At 67.6% G+C, this 18,822-nt stretch carries 16 protein-coding genes and 1 pseudogene; 13 read left to right on the top strand and 4 right to left on the bottom strand.

Going from position 1 to position 18,822, the window contains the following annotated elements; translation table 11 throughout:
• The first annotated feature begins 68 nt into the window (after positions 1-68).
• The 3 genes from IPG68_10785 to IPG68_10775 all read left to right on the top strand — a co-directional run bounded on the left by IPG68_10785 (position 69) and on the right by IPG68_10775 (position 4,789).
• Positions 69-1,832: a hypothetical protein gene (locus tag IPG68_10785; GenBank protein MBK6763709.1), complete on the top strand. Its 1,764-nt coding sequence runs from the start codon at positions 69-71 to the stop codon at positions 1,830-1,832.
• Complete coding sequence (locus tag IPG68_10780) at positions 1,829-3,691, top strand: acyltransferase family protein (GenBank protein ID MBK6763708.1); 1,863 nt, start codon at positions 1,829-1,831, stop codon at positions 3,689-3,691. Before IPG68_10785 ends, IPG68_10780 begins: the two co-directional genes overlap by 4 nt.
• Before the next feature lie 93 nt (positions 3,692-3,784).
• Positions 3,785-4,789, top strand: coding sequence for an acyltransferase (locus IPG68_10775; GenBank protein MBK6763707.1), 1,005 nt, complete (start codon positions 3,785-3,787; stop codon positions 4,787-4,789).
• Here IPG68_10775 and IPG68_10770 read toward each other — a convergent pair.
• Positions 4,740-5,330 (bottom strand): dephospho-CoA kinase, encoded by a 591-nt coding sequence (locus tag IPG68_10770; GenBank protein MBK6763706.1) that lies wholly within the window; start codon positions 5,328-5,330, stop codon positions 4,740-4,742. The two genes, IPG68_10775 and IPG68_10770, sit on opposite strands and share 50 nt — an antisense overlap.
• Positions 5,331-5,388: 58 nt before the next feature.
• Here IPG68_10770 and IPG68_10765 point away from each other — a divergent pair, with 58 nt between their 5' ends.
• Genes IPG68_10765 through IPG68_10750 form a run of 4 tightly spaced genes read left to right on the top strand, consistent with a single transcriptional unit; the run spans position 5,389 to position 9,882 of the window.
• The gene (locus IPG68_10765; GenBank protein MBK6763705.1) at positions 5,389-6,096 is read left to right on the top strand and encodes a molybdopterin-dependent oxidoreductase; all 708 of its coding nucleotides are present in this window, start codon (positions 5,389-5,391) and stop codon (positions 6,094-6,096) included.
• On the top strand, positions 6,068-6,787 hold the full coding sequence (locus IPG68_10760; protein ID MBK6763704.1) for a cytochrome b/b6 domain-containing protein: 720 nt from the start codon (positions 6,068-6,070) through the stop codon (positions 6,785-6,787). The genes IPG68_10765 and IPG68_10760 overlap by 29 nt, the downstream gene beginning before the upstream one ends.
• 9 nt (positions 6,788-6,796) lie before the next feature.
• A complete protein-coding gene (gene uvrB / locus IPG68_10755) occupies positions 6,797-8,899 on the top strand; it encodes an excinuclease ABC subunit UvrB (protein MBK6763703.1) in 2,103 nt (700 codons plus the stop codon).
• A complete protein-coding gene (locus tag IPG68_10750; protein MBK6763702.1) occupies positions 8,896-9,882 on the top strand; it encodes a TerC/Alx family metal homeostasis membrane protein in 987 nt (328 codons plus the stop codon). The genes uvrB and IPG68_10750 overlap by 4 nt, the downstream gene beginning before the upstream one ends.
• 129 nt (positions 9,883-10,011) lie before the next feature.
• On the opposite strand, the gene IPG68_10745 is transcribed toward IPG68_10750, so the two are convergent.
• Together IPG68_10745 and IPG68_10740 are read right to left on the bottom strand one after the other, a co-directional pair.
• Entirely contained in the window at positions 10,012-10,665 is a 654-nt protein-coding gene (locus IPG68_10745) for an MBL fold metallo-hydrolase (protein MBK6763701.1), read from the bottom strand.
• A gap of 9 nt (positions 10,666-10,674) precedes the next feature.
• Positions 10,675-11,379, bottom strand: coding sequence for a DUF1275 domain-containing protein (locus IPG68_10740; protein MBK6763700.1), 705 nt, complete (start codon positions 11,377-11,379; stop codon positions 10,675-10,677).
• 165 nt (positions 11,380-11,544) lie between these two features.
• Between IPG68_10740 and uvrA the strand changes: the two genes are divergently transcribed.
• The 3 genes from uvrA (at position 11,545) to IPG68_10725 (ending at position 15,538) form a co-directional block, all read left to right on the top strand.
• Positions 11,545-14,382 carry an excinuclease ABC subunit UvrA gene (uvrA, locus tag IPG68_10735; GenBank protein ID MBK6763699.1) on the top strand — a complete coding sequence of 946 codons (2,838 nt, stop codon included), beginning with the start codon at positions 11,545-11,547 and terminating at the stop codon, positions 14,380-14,382.
• 69 nt (positions 14,383-14,451) lie between these two features.
• Entirely contained in the window at positions 14,452-14,889 is a 438-nt protein-coding gene (locus IPG68_10730) for a Rieske (2Fe-2S) protein (GenBank protein MBK6763698.1), read from the top strand.
• 10 nt (positions 14,890-14,899) lie between these two features.
• Positions 14,900-15,538, top strand: a complete 639-nt coding sequence (locus IPG68_10725) for a hypothetical protein (protein MBK6763697.1) — start codon at positions 14,900-14,902, stop codon at positions 15,536-15,538.
• A 15-nt stretch (positions 15,539-15,553) separates the two neighbouring features.
• On the opposite strand, the gene IPG68_10720 is transcribed toward IPG68_10725, so the two are convergent.
• Positions 15,554-16,126: a hypothetical protein gene (locus tag IPG68_10720; protein ID MBK6763696.1), complete on the bottom strand. Its 573-nt coding sequence runs from the start codon at positions 16,124-16,126 to the stop codon at positions 15,554-15,556.
• A 36-nt stretch (positions 16,127-16,162) separates the two neighbouring features.
• Between IPG68_10720 and uvrC the strand changes: the two are divergent.
• From uvrC to IPG68_10705, 3 genes and pseudogenes are all read left to right on the top strand, one after another.
• Positions 16,163-18,078 (top strand): annotated as a pseudogene (uvrC, locus tag IPG68_10715) (excinuclease ABC subunit UvrC).
• Positions 18,075-18,296, top strand: a complete 222-nt coding sequence (locus IPG68_10710; GenBank protein MBK6763695.1) for a hypothetical protein — start codon at positions 18,075-18,077, stop codon at positions 18,294-18,296. The pseudogene uvrC and the gene IPG68_10710 overlap by 4 nt, the downstream one beginning before the upstream one ends.
• Positions 18,257-18,822 (top strand): RNase adaptor protein RapZ (locus IPG68_10705; protein ID MBK6763694.1); only part of this gene is annotated, 566 nt, incomplete at its 3' end. The genes IPG68_10710 and IPG68_10705, both read left to right, overlap by 40 nt.

Below are 18,822 nucleotides of genomic sequence, written 5' to 3'. Positions count from 1 at the left end.
TCGTCGGATAGGGTCACCGTGTGCCCGGCCCACCTCCACGATTCGATGTGCGGCTGCTGTCTTGGACAGTGGCGTCGCTGGTTGTGGTGGTAGGGCTGAGGGCGCTTCTCTCACTGCGCGGTTACCTCTACATGGACGATTTCGCCTTCCGTTACTGGGCGGCGACGTCACCGCTGGATCTCGACTACCTGCTGCGCTCATACGGAGGTCACGTCAACCCGGTGGGCCTGCTCATCCAGTGGGTCGCGCAGCACACCGCACCGGGTTCGTACCTCGTGCTGGCTATCTCCTCCCTGGTCATGTACGCCGCCGCCCTTTCACTCTTCGCGGGGATCCTCTGGCGTCTGACGCGGCGGCCGGCAGCGATAGTGCTGGGGGTCACGCTCGCCGGGGTGAGCCTCTTCGGGTTCGAGGTCACAGTCTGGTGGGCGGGTGCGATCTACGCGGGCCCGTACCAGGTCTTCCTGCTGGCATGTCTGCTGGCGGCCATGAAGGGTGTGGCGGGCGGCAGCAGAGCGTGGTCGATAGCGGCCCTGGTGTTCGGCGCCGGTATGGTGCTCTCGTTCAGCCGGGGCAGTGCGGGCCTCGTGCTGGTCTGGTTGTTGGTGGCCTCCTTGCCGTTGCACGATGGCAAGCCGTTGGGCGTGCGTGGTTGCATCCAGCGTGCGCCCCGGCTCTGGGCGGGTCTGCTCACCGTCGCCGTGGCCGGCGGTCTCCTGGTACTCGCCAATGCCGGGCGCATCGACCGACCGGGCCTTTCCCTCGCCACTGCCCTGAGGTACATGTGGGATCTGCTCGTCCTCAACATCCTGCCTGCCATCTGGGGGGGACCCTGGCGCTGGTTCGAGCTGCCCAATCAACAATGGCCGCCGATCCTCGCGAACCCGGCGCCGATGTGGTGGGCGGTCTGGCTGGCCGGGTTCGTTTCCGTGCTGGCGGCTGTGGGCCTCTGGATTCGTCGGCCGGCACTGCGACAACTCCTGCTGGCCCTGCTCGCCTACACCGGGATCGTGCTGATGCTTGCGGCGTACGCCCGGGCCGGGTCGGTGGTGGCCAGTGTTGCGTACCGCTACACCTTCGATCTCGTGTGGCCGGTTGCGCTTCTCGCAACGCTGGCCGTCGTGCCTGTGTTCGGGGAGGTCCGCAGGGTCTCCCGGCCTGGATTCGCCGTCCTGTGCGGCATCATCGCTCTGGCGATGTGGTCGACCCTGGTTCCGGCGAGGGACTGGGCGGGCAACCCGACGAAACAGTACATGGCCAATGCCGCGACCGGCTTCGGACTCATCACGGACGGTCGCGTGCTGGACCAGGGTGTGCCGTTCGACCTGATCCATCCGGTGCTCATGGCCCCGTACGCGAACGCCCGCACGGTGATGACCCCGCAACCCGGCGCGCCGGAGTTCGTGGGGTACGCAGAGCAGACGATGTACGGGTTCGCCCCCGACGGCCGGGTGGAAGAGCAGGACGTCGAAGGGCCGGCGTCGCTGACCGGTCCGGACGCGGACTGCGGATACCGCATAACCGACATCCCCCGGACCATACCCCTGGACGGCCGCTTGATCGCGTGGGGTTTCTACGCGCGGGTGGCCTACTTCAGTGGGACTGACACGACCCTGAATCTTGCTGTGGGGGGCCAGATCCACACGGTTCCGCTACGCGCCGAGGGACTGCGCGCGGTGTACTTCCCGGTGTCCGGTCCCGGCGAGGAAGTCCTCGTCTCGGTGGGGACGCCCGGGGTGGTGGCGTGTATAACCGATCTGCGCATCGGCAACCGGATCTCCGCGCAGACCGGGGAACAGGTGCCGACACCGATCACGGAGTTGATCCGGTGAGTTCGACCACCCGGGAGCACTTGGATCAACCAGCACCCGAGAGCCGGCCTGTGACGTCCGTGCGGGTCGCTTCGCTGGACGGCATCCGTGCCATCGCGGTCCTGGCCGTGATGTTGTTCCATTTCGGGCAGGGGTGGATCCCCGGCGGCTACATGGGCGTGGACGTGTTCTTCGTCCTGTCCGGCTTCCTCATCACGACGCTGCTCGTGCAGCGCGCGCCGGAGCCGTTCGCGGCCAAACGCTTCTGGGAACGCAGAGCCCGCCGGCTCTTCCCGGCGCTGGCGCTCATGCTGGCGGTGGTCTTCCTCTACGCGCTGACTGTCCCGGCCCTGGAGCAGTCGGCCATCCGTGGCCAGGGGCTGGCCACCATTTTCTACGTCAACAACTGGTGGCTGCTGGCGAGCGGTTCCACGTACTTCGACGATTTCCAGGACCCATCACCGCTGCTGCATACGTGGACGCTCAGCGTGGAGGAGCAGTGGTACGTCCTGTTGCCGGTCGGGCTGCTGGTGCTCATCGCCATTCGCCGCTTCCAATGGTCCAGCCTGGTGAGGCTGTTCGCCGTCCTCGCGGCGCTGTCGTGCGGATGGACGGTCGCGCTGGCCGCACACGGTGCATCTGTCGACCGGCTCTACTTCGGCACCGACACCCGCGCCCAGCAGTTGCTGCTCGGTGGCCTGCTGGGCGTGTTGGGCGCCCGGGCGGCGGCCGAGGGCAGGTCACGTGTGTCGCTCGCACGCGGAGGCGCTGGAGCCCTCGGAGTGCTGGGACTCCTGGGGCTGATCGCCATGTTTCTGCTCTGGCCGGAGGGGCGCTGGGTCGCAGGGCAGTTGCCCCTGGCCGCACTGGCCAGCTGTCTGCTCATCATCGGGGCGCTGGATCCCACGACGCGGGTGAACCGCTGGCTGTCGGTCGGTCCCCTGGCGGCCATCGGCCTCATCAGTTACGGCCTCTACTTGTGGCACTGGCCGATTGCGGTGATGATCGGCGGCGACCAGACGAACGTCCCCACGCCCCTGCGCACGATGCTCACTTTCGCCGTCGCCACCGCCTCCTACTTCCTGCTCGAGAAGCCCATCCGCAGTGGCCGGGTCAACATCCGCTGGTTCCTGGCCCTGCCCGTGGTCCTGGTCCTGATGGCCGTGGTGTGCACCCCCAAGTCGTCACAAGCCACCTATGCGCGCGCTCTGCCCGAACATGCCGCACCCCCGTACAGCGGCAGCGGTGTCAGCACTTTCTTCCTGGGGGATTCGGTATCCGGCTCCTTGTGGCTGCCAGCAGCCGGTGAGCCCCGCTCCGACATCGCCGTGACCGGGTCGTTCCTGCTGAGCTGTCCGCTGTTCGACCTCGATATCGTTGCTGGCGGCAAGGTGGTCCGCCCCGATGAGGGCAAGGACTGCCCGGCGTGGGAGAACCAGTGGCGCAGCGACATGCGGACGCTGCAACCGGACGTGGCCGTATTCGTCGGCACCAGTTCCTGGCAGTTCGACGTCCTGGACGAGAACGGGGACCTGCAGCCGTTCGGCTCCCCGGGGTACACCGATCGGGTCAGGAGGGCTCTGGACTCGGCGCTGGGCAGTTTCACCGCCGGCCAGGTCGCGATCACCAGTGTTCCGTGCACGACTCTGCCCAGCAATGTCGTGAACGACCCCAAGAACGACCGGACCCGGACAGATTTCCTGAACGGCCTGTTGCGCGACTACGCGCAGGAACATGGGTATTCGTTCATCGACTTGGGTGCGATCACCTGTGCCCCTGGCAACGAGGATCTGTACATCGACGGCCTCCACTTCACCCCCGCCGGGGCGCTGAGCGTCTGGGAACTGCTGCGGCCCGAACTGCTCGCACTGACACGGTGAGAACATGACCGCATGACCGGCGCTTAGGCTCCTGCCCGCCTGGCGTACAGTCCCGCCCTCGACGGCCTGCGCGCGATCGCGGTGGTCTCGGTCATGCTGTATCACGGCGGCGTGGCAGTGGCGTCCGGCGGCTTCCTCGGCGTCGACGTGTTCTTCGTCCTGTCCGGCTTCCTGATCACGACGCTGCTCCTGCTCGAGTTCGAAGCGACCGGGCGCTTGGACCTGCCGGCCTTCTGGGGCAGGCGGGCGCGACGGTTGCTGCCTGCGCTGTTCCTCGTGCTGGCGGGTGTGCTGCTGTACGCCGCCTTCCTGCGCGGCGAAGCGGCGGCGTCGGTGCGGGCCGACACGGTCGCAACGCTCTTCTACGTCAGCAACTGGTGGTTCATCGCGTCGGGCAACTCGTACTTCGAGCAGTTCCAGGATCCGTCGCCTTTGGCGCACACCTGGTCCCTGGCCATCGAGGAGCAGTGGTACCTGCTGCTGCCCTTGGCTCTTGTCCTGTTGTTGCCGCGGGTCCGGTCGCGCTCCGCCTGGGCAGCGATCTTCGCTGGGCTCGCACTCATGTCCACCGCCGTGATGTTCGTCCTGCACACCCCCGGCAGCGACCCGTCGCGGGTCTACTACGGGACGGACACCCGGCTGCTGGCGCTGCTGTCCGGGGCCTTCCTCGCGTGCATCCTCACCCCGGGTGCTGTCGAATGGTTCCGCACCCCGGCGCGGTGGCTCGCCCCGGTGGCCCTGCTCGCAGTGGTCGGCGTGATGGTGGTGGCCTCTGACCGCTCCGAATGGCTCTACGCCGGCGGTTTCCTCCTCGTGGCGGTGATCAGCGCGCTGCTGCTGGCCTCGGTGGTCCGGGTGGTGGAGTCTGCCTTTCTCCCTTTTTTTCCCCCGCCCCGGCGCGACATCCCGATCATCGATCCGGGCCCGTTCCTGTGCGACGACGGCCGGTACCGGGCCGAGATCGACGGGGTGTCGTTGCACACCGACGGCGTGCACTTCACCGAGGAGGGCGCCCACCTCTACTGGGAGTGGCTCGGACCCCGCCTGGTCAGGGCCGCTCGGACACCTGGGGCCACGCCTGCAGCACCTGCGCCTTGAGGTCAGCCAGGCTGCCCGAGTTGTCGAGCACGACGTCGGCGATGGCGAGGCGCTGATCGCGGGAGGCCTGGGCGGCGATTCGGGCGCGGGCGTCGCGTTCGTCCAAGCCGCGCTGCATGAGCCTGGCCACACGGATGTCGTCCGGAGCATCCACCACCACCACGAGGTCATAGGCATCCTGCATGCCCAGTTCGGCGAGCAGAGGGACGTCGTGGACGAGCACTGCGTCGTCGGGCAGCGCTGCCACGAGTTCAGCCGTGCGGGCCGCGATGCGGGGGTGGGTGATGGCGTTCAGCCGCTCACGGGCGGCGGGATCGGCGAAGACGACGGCCCCCAGTGCGGCGCGGTCGAGGGAGCCGTCAGCGGCGAGGATCCCGGTCCCGAACTGTGCGACGAGCTCTGCGAGGCCGTCGGTGCCCGGCGCGACCACTTCGCGGGCCAGGGCATCGGCGTCGATGACGTGGGCGCCGAGATCCTCGAGCATGCCCGCCACGGTCGACTTACCGGAGCCGATCCCTCCGGTGAGGCCGATACGCCGCATGGGTCGAGCGTAGTCGCTGGCGGGTGGTGACAGGTTGCTTCCACCGGCGCATGATTGCCTGGTGGACGAATCCCCCGATGGGACCCCCGTCGGTCGACGGGTGGTCCTCGGGCTCCTGGGGCTCGCGGGGCTCGGTGTCGCGCTGGGCTCGAGAGCCAACTCGGCGTTGAGTGCGGTCGCGGCCAACGACCCGACCGGGCTGACCGGCCTGATCCCGGGAGGCGGCCGGTTCCGCTTCTACTCCGTCGCGGGACCGGTCAAGCAGACCCTTGCGTCCGACTACCTGCTGCGCGTCGATGGTGAAGTCGAGCACCCGATGGAGTTCACATACGCGGATCTGGCTGCCCTTCCGCGGACCCGGCTGACCACGGACGTGCAGTGTGTCACTGGATGGCGTGTCCCTGACGTCGAGTGGGAGGGGGTGCTGCTGTCGCACATCCTGGCTCAGGTGAGGCCGAACACCGCGGCGGCGGCACTCGAGTTCGGCTCTGCCGACGGGATCTACACCGAATCCCTGACCCTGGAACAGGCACAGCGGCCCGATGTGCTGGTGGCGACCCACCTGGAAGGGGAGCCGCTGAGCAACGATCACGGTGGTCCGGTGCGTCTCTACGTGACGCCGATGTACTTCTATAAGTCCTGCAAGTGGCTCGACCGGATAACCCTGACCACCGCAGTCATCCCCGGCTATTGGGAGGAACTCGGCTACGACGTCGACGCCTGGGTGGGGAGGTCGAATGGCAGAGACGACGTACCCACCGTCTGACCGGATGCGGCGGTTCACCGCCGGGGAGCGTTGGCTGCACCTGTCGTTCGGCATGCTGATGGCGCTCCTCATCGCGACCGCGGCGTTCCTCTACGTTGACCCGCTGAGTGCGATCGTCGGCAGACGGGCGCTGCTGGCGACCGTCCACTTCTGGACCGGGTTGCTGCTGCCCGTCCCTGTGTTGGCGGCGGTCACACTGTCGCCGGCATTCCGCTCCGACGCACGGCGGCTCAACCGGTTCCAGCCTGCCGACTGGGTGTGGCTGCGGGCCGCACTGCGACTCGACACATCGCAGCCTTCCGGCAAGTTCAACGCGGGCCAGAAACTCAACAGCGCCTTCGTGCTGGCCGCCACCATCGTGTTGTTCGGGACCGGGCTGATGCTCCACTTCTTCGAGCCCCTGCCGGACAACATCCGCACCGGCGCCACCTTCGTCCACGACATGTTCGCACTGGCGGTCGTGGTGATGGGGGTGGGGCACTTCTGGATGGCATGGCACGATCCGCAGGCCCGCCTGGGCCTGCGGACCGGCTACGTCCCACGGTCCTGGGCCTCGCGCAGACACTCGTTGTGGGAGCAGCCGGCCCCTGGACGCTGGGAGCTTGCTGGTGAAGAAGAGGCACGGGAGGTGTCAGAAGGTCACCACGAGGAGCAGGATGGCAGCGCCGGGCCTGTCTCACCCCCCGCGTAGCGTGGCACCATGGCCCGACCCGTCACCGACCTCCAGCGCACCGTCGCGCCGTTCCAGGTGGTCAGCGAGTACCAACCGGCCGGTGACCAACCGGCCGCCATCGAGGAGATCACCCGCCGCATCCGGGCCGGGGCACAGGACGTCGTCCTGCTCGGCGCGACGGGCACCGGCAAGAGCGCGACGGCCGCCTGGATCGTCGAGAGGCTGCAGCGCCCGACTCTGGTGATGGCCCCGAACAAGACCCTGGCCGCCCAGCTGGCCAATGAGTTCCGGGAACTGTTGCCCGACAACGCCGTTGAGTACTTCGTCAGTTACTACGACTACTACCAGCCTGAGGCCTACATCCCGCAGACGGACACCTTCATCGAGAAGGACTCCTCTATCAACCAGGAGGTGGAGCGTCTGCGGCACAGCGCGACCAACAGCCTGCTCACCCGCCGGGACGTCATCGTCGTGGCGACAGTGAGTGCCATCTACGGACTGGGCACCCCCCAGGAGTACGTGGACCGGATGCTGCGGTTGCGAATCGGCGACGAGGTGGACCGGGACTCCATGCTGCGCCGACTCGTGCAGATCCAGTACGCGCGCAACGACCTGTCGTTCACGCGCGGGACGTTCCGGGTGCGTGGCGACACCGTCGAGGTCTTCCCGATGTACGAGGAGCACCCTGTGCGCATCGAGTTCTTCGGCGACGAGGTCGAACGGCTCATGACGCTGCACCCGATCACCGGCGAGATCCTCACCGAGGACAACGAGTTGTACGTCTTCCCTGCGACCCACTACGTGGCCGGCCCGGAGCGGATGGCGCGGGCGATCGTGGGGATCGAGGAGGAACTCCAGCAGCGGCTGGCCGAACTGGAGCGCGCCAACCACCAGCTCGAGGCGCAGCGCCTGCGGATGCGCACCCAGTACGACGTCGAAATGATGCAGCAGGTCGGGTTCTGCAACGGCATCGAGAACTACTCCCGGCACATCGACGGCCGGGCCCCCGGGTCCGCCCCCAACTGCCTGCTCGACTACTTCCCCGAGGACTTCCTGCTCGTGATCGACGAGTCCCACGTGACGGTGCCCCAGATCGGCGGGATGTACGAGGGTGACATGAGCCGCAAGCGCAACCTGGTGGAACATGGGTTCCGCCTGCCCAGCGCCATGGACAACCGGCCACTGCGCTGGGAGGAGTTCGTCGAGCGGATCGGGCAGACCGTGTATTTGTCCGCGACGCCGGGTCCTTTCGAACTGAGCAAGGTCGGCGGCGATGTCGTTGAGCAGGTCATCCGGCCCACAGGTCTGGTGGACCCCGAGATCATCGTGAAGCCGACCCGCGGTCAGATCGACGACCTGATGTCGGAGATCCAGGCTCGGGCGGAACGCGACGAGCGGGTGTTGGTGACCACGTTGACCAAGAAGATGGCCGAGGATCTCACGGACTACCTGTTGGAGAACGGCATCCGGGTGCGCTACCTCCACTCGGAGGTCGACACGCTGCGCCGGGTCGAGTTGTTGCGCGAACTGCGCCTCGGCGAGTACGACGTGCTGGTGGGGATCAACCTCCTGCGGGAGGGGCTGGACCTGCCGGAAGTGAGCCTGGTGAGCATTCTGGATGCCGACAAGGAGGGGTTCCTGCGTTCGGAACGCAGTCTGATCCAGACCATCGGCCGGGCAGCCCGCAACGTGTCCGGGCAGGTTCACATGTACGCGGACACCATCACGGCTTCCATGCGCACCGCGATCGACGAAACGAACCGGCGGCGGGCCAAGCAGGTCGCCTACAACGAGCGGATGGGCGTCGACCCGCAACCGATCCGCAAGAAGATCGCGGACATCACCGATCTGCTCGCCCGGGAGGATGCCGACACTCAGGAATTGCTGGCCGGCTCCGGTCGGGGTCTGAGCAGGGGGGTCGGGCGCAAAGCACCAGCTGCCGATGTCGGCCGTCACGCCGCGGCACTGGCCTCCATGCCCGCACAGGATCTGACCGATCTGATAGAACAACTCACGCAGGCCATGCACAACTCCGCGGAAGAGTTGCAGTTCGAGGTGGCCGCGAGATACCGCGACGAGATCGCCGAGTTGAAGAAGGAGCTCAGGGGCATGCAGGACGCCGGGTCGTGACCGTTCCGGCGTGGCTGTGGGCCGGGACGCTGGCGCTTTTCGTCGTGCTGTTCACCATCGACTTCCTCATCGTCGGCAGACGCCCTCACGTCCCCAAGACCCCGGAACTGCTGCGCTGGCTCGGTCTCTTTGTCGGCAGTGCCGTGTTGTTCGGTCTGTTCCTGGCATGGCAGTTCGGCTCCGACATCGCCGTGCAGTTCTATGCGGGCTGGCTCACCGAGTACTCGCTGAGCGTCGACAACCTCTTCGTGTTCGTGCTGATCATGGCGCGCTTCTACGTGCCCCGCCACCTGCAGCAGTACGTGCTGATGTGGGGCATCATCATCGCGCTGGTGCTGCGCGGCATCTTCATCGCCCTCGGTGCCGCGATCATCGCGCAGTTCTCCTGGGTCTTCTATGTCTTCGGGCTGTTCCTGATCATCACGGCTTTCCGGTTGGCCACTCACGGCGAGGACGACGACGAGGAGTACAAGGAGAACAGCATCGTCCGATTCGTCGCGCGGCTGGTTCCCGTGGCACAGGAGTTCGATGGCACTCGCATGCGGACCGTCGTGGACGGGCGGCGCATGTTCACCCCGATGCTGGTCGTGCTGCTCGCGATCGGCACCACCGACCTGCTGTTCGCACTGGACAGCATCCCCGCGATCTTCGGACTGACGAAGATCCCCTTCATCGTCTTCACGGCCAACGTGTTCGCACTGATGGGTCTGCGCCAGTTGTTCTTCCTGTTGGGCAACCTGCTGGACCGGCTGGTGTTCCTGAGCCTGGGTCTGGCCGCGGTCCTCGGGTTCATCGGTGCCAAGTTGATCCTCGAGGCGATGCACGAGAACTCCGTGCCGTTCCTCAACGGTGGCGAGCCCTTCGACGTCCCCGTGCTCTCCAACTGGCTCAGCCTGGCGGTGATCGTGGTGATCCTCACGGTGACGGTGGTGGCCAGCCTCTTGCACGAGCGGTACGTGCAGGATTCGGACGTGGACGAGTAACTGGCCCCGTGGTCCAGGACCCCGGTACTTGCGGGCAGTGGCCACGCTTGGGTTCGCCGACCTCGCGCCTCGCCAGCCGCCGGGCCCGGAACGGCGCCCGCCACTGTGATGGTCAGGCGGCGGGAGCGGTCACCAGCGCCGGGCCTTCCATTCCGGCAACGAGGGCCGTTCGGCTCCTAGCGAGGTGTCGTGACCATGGCCCGGGTAGACCCAGGTCTCGTCGGGCAGCCGGCCGAAGATCTTCTCGCTGACTGCCTCGAACAGCGAGTCGAAGTCCTCCTCGGTCCAGGTCTTCCCCACCCCGCCCGGGAACAGGCTGTCACCGGTGAAGAGGTGGGGTTCGCCCTGCGGGTCGTCGTACAGCAGGGCGATGGATCCGGGAGTGTGTCCGACGAGATGGATGACCTCAAGTGCGCACTCACCCACGGCGATCGTGTCGCCACCCCGCACCGTCCGGTCGATGGGGGCACCGAGGGCCGGGGCGTCGTCGGCATGGGCGATGCTCACCGCGCCGGTCGCGTCCAGAACCTGCCGCAGGGCTCCCCAGTGATCGGGATGGGCATGGGTGGTCACGACCGTGGCCAAACCGTCCGCCCCGATAAGCCCGAGGATCCGTTCGGGCTGCGCCGCGGCATCGACGAGCAGTTGCTCGCCCGTGCGTCGGCAGCGCAGCAGGTAGACGTTGTTGTCCATGGGCCCGACGGCCAACTTGGAGATGCTGAGCAGGCCCAGTTCGTGGACCTGTGCGGGTCCACCCACCCGCGTCTTCCCGGTGTACGTCATGGCGCCAACCTACTCTGCGGAGCCGGCACTCTCCCCGCCGTTGCGAGCCCGTCGGTCGTCCGCCAGCGCCAGGGCCAGTGCCACAACGGTGGGTGCTAGAGCGGTCAACGTCGGGTCGGTGGTGCCGAAGACGCCCGAACCCCACAACAACGCCCCGGCGAGGAAACCCGTGGTGATCATGATGGCCGGCAGCACGGGTTTGGTGGCCCTGCGGCGTTCCGCTGACGTCTGGAATGCGGTGTGCACAGTGGTGAGCACCGCGCCGGTGTTGGCCGTTATCCACCCCTGGATCGCGGGCGTGCGATACACCGCGGTGGCCAGTCCGGCCAGCGCCGTGCTGGTCAGCGGGACGAGGACCTGCGGCGGGCTGTCGAGCACCTGGCGCATCAGCATGGTGAGCAGCATCAGGCAGACCATCAAGCCCAGCGGGAGGGCCATTTGCCGCCAGCGCTGCCCACGCAGCGACCGTTGCAGCAGGGTGGCCGCGGCCACTCCGACCGCGGCTCCGAACAGCGACAACCCGGCCAGCGCCGCGTGCTCGGGGTCGTGGGGGAGGTCGGTGCCCAGAAGGACGAGATTGCCTGCCTGATTCGAGGTGAACACGCCGTACTCGGCGTAGGAGTAGGCGTCGATGACACCGACGGTCCACGACAGTGCCAGAGCCGCCAGCCATGGTCGGGAGAAGAAGCGCCAGGTGTCGCCGCCGTCGGTCACTCACAGACCGTAGCGTCCCGTGCCGACGCCGGTCGGCCTTCTGAGCCACCGGCGGTCGCGGCCGGGCTGACAACCCGGAACGCCGCGCGGTTGCGGAGGCGGGGCACTGAAGGTCTCGCACAGCCTTCGGCATGCGGTGTCGCACCCGGTGGTTAGCCTTATGTGGTGCAAGACCGACTGATCGTTCGTGGTGCGCGAGAGCACAACCTCAAGGACATCCACGTCGAGTTGCCGCGGGACGCGCTGATCGTGTTCACCGGGCTGTCCGGTTCCGGTAAGTCGAGCCTGGCCTTCGACACCATTTTCGCCGAGGGCCAGCGCAGGTACGTCGAATCGCTGTCGGCCTACGCCCGGCAGTTCCTCGGGCAGATGGACAAGCCGGACGTCGACTTCATCGAGGGTCTGAGCCCCGCGGTTTCCATCGACCAGAAGTCGACCAGCAGGAACCCGCGTTCCACGGTGGGCACGATCACCGAGGTGTACGACTATCTGCGCCTGCTCTACGCGCGGATCGGGCATCCCCACTGCCCGAAGTGCGGCAAGCCGGTGTCGCGGCAGACCCCGCAACAGATCGTCGACCAGATCCTGGGTCTTCCCGATGGCACGCGCTTCCAGGTCCTCGCTCCGATCGTGCGCGAACGCAAGGGCGAGTTCGTGGATCTGTTCCGGTCCCTGCAGAGTCAGGGCTTCGCCCGCGTCGAGGTGGACGGGCGGACATATGCCCTGGATGCCGTGCCCAAACTGCGCAAGCAGCTCAAGCACTCCATCTCCGTGGTCGTCGACCGGCTGGTGGCGAAGTCATCCGCCCGGCGCCGCCTGACCGACACGGTGGAAACGGCCCTGCGCCTCGGCGGCGGTGTGGTCGTCATTGACCGGGTTGACGTGGAGCAGGACGATCCGCAGCGCCAGACCACGTTCAGTGAGCACCTGGCGTGCCTCGACGACGGTCTGAGTTTCGAGGAACTGGAGCCCCGCAGTTTCTCCTTCAACTCGCCCTTCGGCGCGTGTGCGGAGTGCAGCGGGCTCGGCACCCGGATGGAGGTCGACCCGGAACTGGTGATCCCGGACCCCGGCCTGAGTCTGGAGGACGGTGCGCTGGCACCGATGGCGAGCGGCAGTTCGGCCGAGTACTTCCAGCGGCTGATGAACGCTCTGGCCGAGGAGCTGCACTTCGACATGCGTACGCCCTGGGAGGATCTCGGCGAGGACGTGCAGCATGTCCTGCTGCACGGGCGCGGCGATCAGGTGGTGGTCAAGTACCGCAACCGGTTCGGCCGGGAGCGCGAGTACTCCACCGGCTGGGAGGGGGTCGTCCCCTTCGTGGAGCGCCGGCACGCCAACTCCGAGTCGGACGCACAGCGGGAGCGGTTCGCCGGCTACATGCGCGACATCCCGTGCCCGAGTTGTCACGGGGCCCGTCTGAAGCCGTTGAGCCTGGCGGTGACCATCGGCGAGAGGAACATCGCCGAGATCGCGGCGATGCCCATCGCGGACTGCGCGGCGTTCCTGGAGGACCTGGAACTCGACGATCGGGAGGGCCAGATCGCAGCCCGGGTGCTCAAGGAGGTCAACGCGCGGCTGCGGTTCCTCATCGACGTCGGCCTGCACTACTTGACGCTGGACCGGGCCGCGGGAACCCTGGCCGGCGGTGAGGCCCAGCGGATCCGTTTGGCCACACAGATCGGCAGCGGCCTGGTGGGCGTGCTGTACGTGCTGGATGAGCCGAGTATCGGCCTGCACCAGCGTGACAACCACCGCCTGATCGAGACGCTGCTGAGGCTGCGGGACCTGGGGAACACACTGATCGTCGTGGAGCACGACGAGGACACGATCCGCGCGGCGGACTGGGTGGTCGACATCGGACCGGCCGCTGGTGAACACGGTGGCCAAGTGGTGGTGTCGGGGACGCTGAAGGACCTGCTGAGCAGCAAGGACTCCGTGACGGGGGCCTACCTGGCGGGCCGCCGGAGCATCGAGGTGCCACCTATCCGGCGGCCGGTGGATCCGGGCCGCGCCCTCACCGTGCACAACGCACGCGAACACAACCTCCAGGACGTCACCGTCGACTTCCCGCTCGGCGTGCTCGTGGCCGTGACCGGCGTGTCCGGGTCCGGCAAGTCCACCCTCGTCAACGATGTGCTGTACACGGTGCTGGCACGGGAGCTGCACTCGGCGCGACGTGTCCCGGGACGCCACCGCACCGTGACGGGCGTGGATCACCTCGACAAGGTCGTGCACGTCGACCAGGGCCCGATCGGCCGCACCCCGCGTTCGAACCCGGCGACCTACACCGGCGTCTTCGATCGCATCCGGCGGCTGTTCGCCGAGACCGAGGAGGCGAAGATCCGTGGGTATCTGCCGGGTCGGTTCTCCTTCAACGTCAAGGGCGGGCGCTGTGAGGCGTGCACAGGTGACGGCACCTTGCGCATCGAGATGAACTTCCTGCCGGACGTGTATGTGCCGTGCGCGGAGTGTCATGGCGCCCGGTACAACCGCGAGACCCTCGAAGTGCATTACAAGAGCAAGACCATCGCCGAGGTGCTCGACATGCCGATCGAGGAGGCCGCCGAGTTCTTCGCCGCCATCCCTGCGATCAGCCGCCACCTGACGACCCTGGTGGACGTGGGGCTGGGCTACGTGCGTCTCGGCCAACCCGCCCCCACTCTTTCCGGCGGTGAGGCGCAGCGCGTCAAGCTGGCCAGCGAACTCCAGCGGCGCTCGACCGGACGCACCGTCTACGTCCTCGACGAACCGACGACGGGTCTGCACTTCGAGGACACCCGGCGGCTCCTGGGCGTCCTGCATTCGCTGGTCGACAAGGGCAACACGGTGATCGTCATCGAGCACAACCTCGATGTCATCAAGACCGTGGACTGGATCGTCGACCTCGGGCCCGAAGGTGGCAGTGGCGGGGGGATGCTCGTCGCCCAGGGCACCCCGGAGGAGGTGGCAGCCGATCCTGCCAGTCATACCGGGAAGTTCCTGGCACCCCTGCTGGGGTAGCGCGCCACGCCCGGCGGCTGCCGGGCAGCGGCGCGCGCATCGCTTAGGCTCACTGCAAGGAGGTACTCCATGTCCGACCTCACTCGTCGCAATGTCCTGGCCGCCGGCACCCTCGGGGTGGCTGGCGCCGCGCTCGCCGGCTGTTCGTCGGGGGAGGAAGCATCCCCGACGCCGCAGCCTTCGTCCCCGCCATCGGCCACACCCGCGGAGTCCGGTGCCGCGCTGATCGCTGCCACCGACGTACCGCTCGAGGGTGGCGTCATCATCGAATCGGGGCAGACCAAGGTGGTCATCACCCAGCCGCAGCCGAACGAGTACGTCGGCCTGAGTGCGGTCTGCCCCCACCAGGGCTGCCTGGTCAACCAGGTGGCGGACTCATTGATCACGTGTCCCTGCCATGGCTCGGAGTTCTCCATCACCGACGGATCGGTCGTGCAGGGTCCCGCCCAGACCGGATTGACCAGCGTCCCCGTCAAACTCGACGGCGACCAGATCGTCCTGGCCTGACCTGCCCACCGTGACCGAACCCGAGGAGGACCCGCTTGCCCAGCGCCTGCCGACGATCCTCGGTGGGGTACTGGCCACGCTGGCCATCGTGATCAGCGGCCTGTGGATCAGCGGGAAGACCGGGTTGCCGTCGCCGCAGGCAGTGCTCTCCCAGGCCATCCCGCACTCCCAGCCGGTCCTCTCCGGCCCGGTCTATGCCATCGGCGACTCGGTGCTCCTGGGAGCGAAATCCTGTCTGCAGGACACCATCGTGATCACGCGCGCGGCGGAGAACCGCACGATGCGCGAGGGTGCCCGGCGCATCGAGACGAAAGCCGCCGCGGGCACCCTGCCTCCGCGCGTGGTCGTGGCCCTTGGCACCAACGGACCCTTCGGCTTCAAGGTGCTGGATCGCGTCATGCGGGCGGCGGGAACCGAGCGATCCGTGTACTGGGTGACCGTGGAACTGCCCGAGGTCGACAAGTACGCGTACGAGGACGACATCAACCGCCGGATGCGGGCAATGCCGGGTCGATGGCCCAACGCGCACGTCATCGACTGGAACGCCAGCGTGCGGACCACGGCCCTGTACCCCGACGGGATCCATCTGAACCCGGAGGGCTGCCAGACCTACGCGACGCTGATCACCGAGGGTGTCGCCAAGGTGTGATGTCCGCTGGGGGCTCTAGCGCTGGGCGAGCAGTGCGCGGACCGCGTCGGCGATCATGCGACCCCGGACCCGGTAGCCGGCAGGGGTCAGGTGGATGCGGTCGCCGGCCAGCAGACGGGGGTGCTGCCGGATGTAGAGATCCCAGCGCAGCACCGCGAGTTGCGTGGACCTGGCGTCCAGGGTGCTGAGCATGCGGTTGACCTTCCCGTAGGCCGGGGAGCGCCACACCGACACCCACAGCACCGGGCGTTGCCCCGCCCGCTTCAGCGTGGTCCTGACGTGACGGCGCATCGCGGTGGGACTGGGGGCGTCGTTGGTGCCCAGTGCGACCACCCACACGCTGGCGTTGCGCCCGGCGCGCAGACGACCCACGCCGGTGGGCGTGTTGCGCCCCACCTGGGCGTCCACGGTGATCCGACGGAACTCCGAGCGCAGGTTGGCCTTGATGGCCGCGGAGGAGCCGACGGTCAGGGAGTCGCCCTCGACGAAGAGCATGCCCGCGGGGGCCGGGGCGGCGGAAACCGTGGCAGGGCCGAGCGTCACCGCGGACGCTGCGAGCGCGGCGGCGACCGCCAGGTGAACTCGCATGTCAGTCAATCCTCTGTCTGTCTTAGCCTGGGACCTGTGGCAGACCCGTCGTCATACCGGCCGCCGGCGGGCAGCATCCCGCCTCTACCAGGTGTTTATCGTTTCAGGGATTCCGACACGCGTGTTGTCTATGTGGGAAAGGCCACAAACCTGCGATCCCGGCTGTCGAGCTACTTCCGGCCTGCGCGGTGGACTGGGTGGTGGTCGACTCCGAGACCGAGGCGCTGCAGCTGAGTACCAGTGGATCAAGCAGTTCGCCCCACGCTTCAACGTCAAGTACCGCGATGACAAGTCTCTACCCCTACCTGGCCATCACGATGGCCGAGGAGTACCCCCGGGTGATGGTCATGCGGGGGGACAAACGCAAAGGGGTGAAGTACTTCGGTCCCTACGCCCAGGCCTGGGCGATCCGGGAGACGGTCGACCAGTTGCTGCGCGTGTTCCCAGTGCGCACGTGCAGCAACGGCGTGTTCCGCCGGTCGGCGCAGATGGGCCGGCCGTGCCTGCTGGGCTACATCGGAAAGTGCAGCGCTCCCTGCGTCGGCCGCATATCCGACGACGACCACCGTGCCCTCGCCGCTGACCTGGTCTCCTTCCTGGGCACCGGCACAGATCGGTTCATGAAGGAGCTCGAGCAGCGCATGCGAGCGGCCTCCGCCATCCAGGACTACGAGACCGCGGCCCGGCTGCGCGACGATCTGGGGGCCTTGCGCAAGGCCATGGAACGGTCCGCGCTGGTGCTGCCCGCAGACACCAGCGCTGATCTGGTCGGCTATGCCGAGGACGACCTCGAGGCGGCCTTCCAGGTCTTCCACGTGCGCGGCGGCCGGGTGCGCGGACAGCACGCATTCGTCGTGGAGAAGGTCGCCGACGAAAGCCCGCGCGAACTCGTCACCGGCGTGATGCAGCAGCTCTACGGCGATGACGAGGCGGATGTGCCGGTCGAGGTGCTAGTCGAGCAGTTGCCCGAACCGGTGGTCTCCGAATGGTTGGGGCAGAAAGCCCGACGCCGAGTGACCGTGAAGACCCCGCAACGTGGCCAGAAGCGAGCCCTGCTGGACACGGTCGCGACGAACGCGGCCCAGACGCTGCAGGCACACAAATTGCGCCGCGCCGGGGACCTGAGCACGCGCGCGGCGGCGCTCGAGGAGATCGCCGAGGCGCTCGACATGTCGCAGGCACCTTCCTTGCGCATCGAGTGCGTGGACATCTCGAACCTGCAGGGCAATGACGTGGTGGCGTCCATGGTGGTCTTCGAGGACGGCCTGCCCCGCAAGTCCGACTACCGCCGCTTCGCCATCCGCGGGGTGGCCGGTCAGGATGACGTCGCCAGCATCGCGGAGGTCGTTCGCCGGCGCTTCACCCGGTACCTGGCCGAGCGATCGGAGGCGACCGACATCGAGTTCGGCCCGGCCGGCGGTGCCGCCGACGAGCGCAAAGCCTTCCGGTACCCGCCGCAGTTGTTGCTCATCGACGGTGGCCGGCCGCAGGTGTCGGCAGCGCAGTGTGCACTGCGCGACCTCGGCATCGATGACATCGCGGTGGCCGGCCTGGCGAAACGGCTGGAGGAGGTCTGGGTCCCGGGAAGCGAGGATCCGGTCATCCTCTCCCGGCGCAGTCAGGGTTTGTACCTGCTGCAGCGGATCCGCGACGAGGCCCACCGGTTCGCGATCACCTACCACCGCCAGAAGCGCAGCCGCCGCCTGTCCACCAGCGTGGTCGAGGACATTCCGGGCGTCGGTCCGGCGCGTCGCAAAGCTCTCATGCGGGCCTTCGGGTCACTGACCCGGCTGCGCAAGGCAACGCCGGAGGAACTCGCCGCCGTGCCCGGGATCACCGAAGAGCTCGCCGGGGTCATCCGGGCCCACCTGGCTGCGGAGACCGTGGTCCCGGCCGTCAACGTGACGACCGGTGAGGTCATTGAGGATGATGGCCCCGGGAGGACCGTATGAACGACCCCGACTTCGAAGTGCTCATCGTGACCGGCATGAGCGGTGCCGGCCGCAGCACCGCCGCACGGGCACTGGAGGACGCGGGGTGGTTCGTCGTCGACAACCTGCCGCCGTCGCTGCTCCAGTCGACTATCGACCTTTGCAGCCCTGTCCCGACGTCCAGCGGCTCGCGGTGGTCGTGGACGTACGTGGCGGACCGCTGTTCTCCACGCTGGTGAGCGTCACGCAGGCGCTGCGGGAGGCTCACGTGAACGTGGGGATCCTGTTCCTCGAGGCCTCCGAACAGGTGCTGGTCCGACGGTTCGAGTCCTCCCGGCGCCCCCACCCGCTGCAGGAGGACGGCACGCTGCTCGACGCGTTGCGGGAGGAACGCGAGCGGCTGCGGTCCTTCCGGGCCGGCGCTGATCTGGTGGTGGACACCTCAAGCACGTCGGTCCACGATCTGCGCCGCATCATCGAGGCCAACTACCGTGGCCCCGGTCCTGCCAGAGTGCGGGTGTCGGTGCTCAGCTTCGGTTTCAAGTACGGGATCCCCGTGGATGCCGACATGGTCGCCGACGTGCGGTTCCTGCCGAACCCGTACTGGGTCCCGGACCTGCGCGAGCAGACCGGCAAGGACACCGAGGTGAGTGACTATGTGCTCAGCAGGGAGGGAGCGCTCGATGTCCTCGGGCATTACGCCGCGATCGTCAATCTCGTGGCGGACGGCTACGTGCGGGAGGGCAAGCGCTACCTGACGATCGG

Source organism: Micrococcales bacterium (assembly GCA_016703125.1).
In the GTDB taxonomy this organism is placed as follows: Bacteria; Actinomycetota; Actinomycetes; order S36-B12; family UBA10799; genus JADKAV01.
This window is presented reverse-complemented; position numbering and strand designations above follow the sequence as displayed.